Here is a 4,087-nt window from a genome sequence, read left to right as displayed (position 1 = left end):
GAACTGCATGAGCGCGGGCTTGCTCCGGGTGCCGTCGGGCTTCTCGCAGGCGGGGACGGCGACACACACGGCCACCAGGGCCCCCACGCCACCACGCGTCGCACTCATGCCGCACAGTGTCGGCCCAACGGGCCGCCGCCCCAGCCGATTTGACTCGACTGTGACCGACCTGTCGACGTTTGGCCGGGTTCGGTCAACCCCTCCCGGGTACAGTCGCGCGAAAGGTGCCGGACACCGGCACACACGGGGGAAACGGAAGGCCGGGGCATGCTGATCGTGCTCGTTCTGTTCGTCGCGGGCGCCGGCCTGCTCATGCTCGGCGTCCACAAGCTCCACGGCGCCGTGCCCACCTGCTACGGCAAACCCATGTCGCCCGAGGACATCTGCCGGCCCCGCACCGGCGGCTCGTTCTCCGAGGGCATGCCCGGACCCCAGACCTCCACCTACCGCGAGCAGCTGGACAACCTCACCAGCGGCGGCTGGACCGCGGTCGTCATCGGCTCGGTCCTGGTCGCCCTCGCCATCGTGCTCGCCGTCTCCTTCACCGCCGCCACCCTGCGCGAGCGGCGCGAGTGACCGTTCCTTGAGAGATCAGTGAATCTCAAGGATTTGCCCATCACTGGGCAAAGGTTCTCGTCTGATCCGGTTTGGGGGCCGGTGCAAGGTTGACGCTTCACTGCCACCTGCGGGACCGGGTCCCGTCTTACGGTCGGCTCCACGTCCGTTTTGTGTCTTCGGGCCACTCCCGGCGACGTGGCGCTTCACGAGGGAAGCGAGGTTGCGTGCGGCGTTCTCATCGCGGTCGATGACCAGGCCGCAGTGTTCACAGCTGAAGGTGCGTACTCGCAGGGGCAGTTTGGGTTTCACTGCCCGGCAGTCGGAGCACGTCCTGGAGCTGGGGAACCAGCGGTCGGCGACGTCGAGCCGGCCGCCGTTCCAGACGGTTTTGTAGGCGAGTTGGCGGCGGATCTCGCCGAATCCGGCGTCGGAGACGGCCCGGGCGAGCCTGTGGTTCTTGACCATTCCGGCGACGTTGAGGTCTTCGACCACGATCGTGCCGTACTCGCGGGCGAGTTCGGTGGTGAGCTGGTGGATGCCGTCGCGCCGCAGGTCGGCGACGCGGTGGTGGACCTTGTTGCGCTGGTCGTTGGCGCGCAGCCAGCGCTTCGAGGGCTGTCGGCCGGTGCGGCGGTCGGGGCCGGTGCGGCGGGAGACGGTGCGCGACAGGCGCCGCAGTTTCCTGAGGGCGTGGTCGTGGTGTTTCGGGTTCTCGGCCGGGGGCCGGCCGTCGGAGAACACCGCGAGGGTCTTCACGCCGAGGTCGACGCCGATCACCGCATCCGGCCGCCGCGGCGCCGTGTCGGGTCGTTCGACCTCGACGCAGAACGCGACGTACCAGCGCCCGGCGTCCAGGCGCACGGTCGCGGACTTGATCCGCGCGGTGCCGCTCTCGATCCTGCGGGCCAGCTTGCGGGTGGACTCGTGCGTCCTGATCCGGCCGAGCACAGGCAGCACGACGTGCGTGCGCCTCTCCAGCCGGATGGCCCCGGTGGTGAACCGGCACGACGTGACGGCCCTGCGCTTCGCCTTGAAACGGGGGAAACCCATCGGGCGGCCCTTGCGCCTGCCCTTCTTCGAGTCGGACCAGTTCTTCAACCCCGTGGCGAGCTGGTCCAGGCCGGTGGCGTAGGCCTCCTTGGAGCACTCCGGCCACCACGGCGCGACGTCGTCCTTGGCCTGGTTCCACGCCTTGCGCAGGGAGTACATCGACCAGCCGAACGCAGGCGTCAGGTCCTCGACGCCATACGACCTCTCCGCCTCCCGCTGGGACAGGTTCGCCTTGACCCGCGCGAGCGCCCAGTTGTAGGCCACCCGCGCCGCCCCGGCATGCCGCAACAGCGCATCGACCTGACACTGCGTCGGGTCGAGCGCAAAGCGGTACGCCTACGTCACGATCACCAGCCGACCGTACCGCCTAGCACCGACAACCGGCCCAAATGCCCGAATTGTTGAGGAATGTCGATGAATTTGGCAACAGTTGTGCTACCCCCTTTGCGGCTACGGTCTGCGACCGCGCGGGGCGGCCGCTGCGGGCCGCCCCGGGCCGCCCTTGGCCGGCGGCGGACGGACCGGGCCTAAACCTCTGGTCCAGGGTTACCGTTCGTCAGTTCCCGCTTCGCAGTCGAACATCGGCTGTTCGATTCGGAGGAGGGGTTGCCAAATCGGCCCTGCATCGTGAACGATGGGTGGGCACTCCGAATCTTCGGCGTGTGCATGGCAAGACGGTGCCGGCGACTTTCCCCCTCGACGGCACCGGAACGCGAAAGCGCGGACCCCGCAGCGTGGCTGACGCTACGGGATCCGCAGGAGTGCACAGTGCAAGGTGCCCGGTCTCAGAGTGCGGGCGCGTGGGCGTACGTGGCGACGGCGGAGTAGATCTCCCGGTCGTGCTGGCACGCCGTGATGGTCAGGCGGGTCTCGTTGGGCTGCTGTCCGGGCAGCGGAGCGGCCTGGATCCAGCACGGTGCGTCGAGTTCGGCGTACTGGCCGAACGCGTTGTCCAGGCCCACGAGTACACCGTGGCTGGGGTAGCTGGCCGCGTGCCCGGCCTGCCGGGCGGCCTCGATCAGCAGCATGCCCGGGGCGTGGTCGACCGGGTGGTCGAAGAGGACCGGGTGGTCGGTGTCCACCCGCAGCTGCCAGCGGTTGGCGGTGACGGCGTGTGAGAGCACCACGTCGGACAGCCGGTCGCGCATGGCGTGGTGCGGGGCGAGCGGCGGCGGCACCGGGATGGCCGTCGGGCTGCCGTCCGGGCGGCCGCGCAGGCGGGCGTAGACGGTCGGCGAGTGGCAGGTGAACCGCGAGAGGGCCGTGCCCAGGTGCACGCCGTCGCGTGAGGCGACCACCTCCATGGCCATGCCGGACAGCACACCCCGGCGGTGGGTGATGTCGTGACAGCTGATGTGCAGGTGCAGCTCCGCGGGTCTGCACTCGATGTGCAGGGCCGCGGCGTTCAGTTCGAAGCTGAACCGGTCCCAGATCAGCTGATGGCCGAACGGCACGTCGTAGGCGGCGTGCGAGAGCAGCGGCAGGAGCTGGCGGACGGTCTCGGCGAACAGGAGCGGGTCGTGCAGTCTCTCGCCGGCCGCGTAGTAGTAGCTGTGCGAGCGCGGCCACTGCGCGGTGGCCGTGAAGGTGTCCGGCTCGCGGCGGTCGACCTGCCAGCCGGTCAGCAGGACCTCCGCCATGGTCGCTTTGTGCACGTACTCCCTGGGTACGGCGGTGGACAGGGTGCAAGGCAAGGGCTGATGAGCAGTCGTGGTCACGGACTTCCCCCGTTTGGACGTCATGTGGGACCTGGTGTCGTGCTCGACTTGCGCTAGTGCGGCGAGCGCCGCCCCCATAAAATAAAGGGTGTTCGTTTTCTTTGTCGAGGGGAGGCGGGGATCCGATGGTGAGGGAGCCGAAGCAGGAGCGGGCGATCAGGACAAAGGCGGTGATCCTCCGGGCGGCGGCCGAGGTGTTCGACGAGTTCGGCTTCAGCGGTGCGAGCATCAGCAAGATCATGAAGCGGGCCGGGGTGACTCCGGGAGGGATGTACTTCCACTTCAAGTCCAAGGAGGCGCTGGCCGTTGAGGTGATGATGGCCCAGGCGGACGACCTGGACCTGCCCCGGGGCGAGGACGGGCTGCAGCAGCTGATCGACACCACCTTCGACATCGCCTTCGAGCTCCAGACCAACACCCTGCTGCGGGCCGGGGTCCGACTCGCCGTCGAGCAGGGGGAGTTCGGCGTCCAGGACGACCGGGCCTACCAGGCCTGGGCGGACCACTTCGCCCAGCAGCTGCGCGCCGCGCGCGCGAGCGGGGACCTGCTGCCGGACGTGGACGAGGAGGAGTTCGCCCGCATCCTGGTCGGCGCCTACAGCGGGACGCAGCTGTTCTCCCAGATCGCTTCGGGCCGGGCGGACCTGCCCGACCGTATCGAGTCGCTGTGGCGCTTCCTGCTGCCCGGGATCGCGACCCCGGAGGCCAGGGCCCGGCTGAGCGCGACGGTGCCGGTGCGGGCCGTCAAGCCGGGGAGGGCC

The 4,087-nt window shown here is 69.3% G+C and carries 3 protein-coding genes and 1 pseudogene; 2 read left to right on the top strand and 2 right to left on the bottom strand.

Going from position 1 to position 4,087, the window contains the following annotated elements; translation table 11 throughout:
• Positions 1 to 267: 267 nt before the first annotated feature.
• Positions 268 to 576 carry a hypothetical protein gene (locus AB0O00_RS31285; RefSeq protein WP_363657493.1) on the top strand — a complete coding sequence of 103 codons (309 nt, stop codon included), beginning with the start codon at positions 268 to 270 and terminating at the stop codon, positions 574 to 576.
• A gap of 15 nt (positions 577 to 591) precedes the next feature.
• Here AB0O00_RS31285 and tnpB read toward each other — a convergent pair.
• Positions 592 to 1,932, bottom strand: a pseudogene (tnpB, locus tag AB0O00_RS31280) (IS607 family element RNA-guided endonuclease TnpB); the annotation flags it as partial.
• A gap of 461 nt (positions 1,933 to 2,393) precedes the next feature.
• Complete coding sequence (locus AB0O00_RS31275) at positions 2,394 to 3,350, bottom strand: ScbA/BarX family gamma-butyrolactone biosynthesis protein (RefSeq protein WP_363657491.1); 957 nt, start codon at positions 3,348 to 3,350, stop codon at positions 2,394 to 2,396.
• 101 nt (positions 3,351 to 3,451) lie between these two features.
• On the opposite strand from AB0O00_RS31275, the gene AB0O00_RS31270 reads away from it, so the two are divergent.
• A partial coding sequence (locus AB0O00_RS31270) for a ScbR family autoregulator-binding transcription factor (RefSeq protein ID WP_363657489.1) occupies positions 3,452 to 4,087 on the top strand: 636 nt, incomplete at its 3' end.

The organism is Kitasatospora sp. NPDC093558 (assembly GCF_040683475.1).
GTDB lineage: Bacteria > Actinomycetota > Actinomycetes > Streptomycetales > Streptomycetaceae > Kitasatospora.
The sequence above is the reverse complement of the archived record's forward strand: the minus strand, read 5'-3'. Positions and strand labels throughout refer to the sequence as shown.

Coding starts and splice junctions, on each gene's coding strand:
- AB0O00_RS31285 (WP_363657493.1), top strand. CDS start 268: ATGCTGATCGTGCTCGTTCTGTTCGTCGCGGGCGCCGGCCTGCTCATG.
- AB0O00_RS31275 (WP_363657491.1), bottom strand. CDS start 3,350: ATGACGTCCAAACGGGGGAAGTCCGTGACCACGACTGCTCATCAGCCC.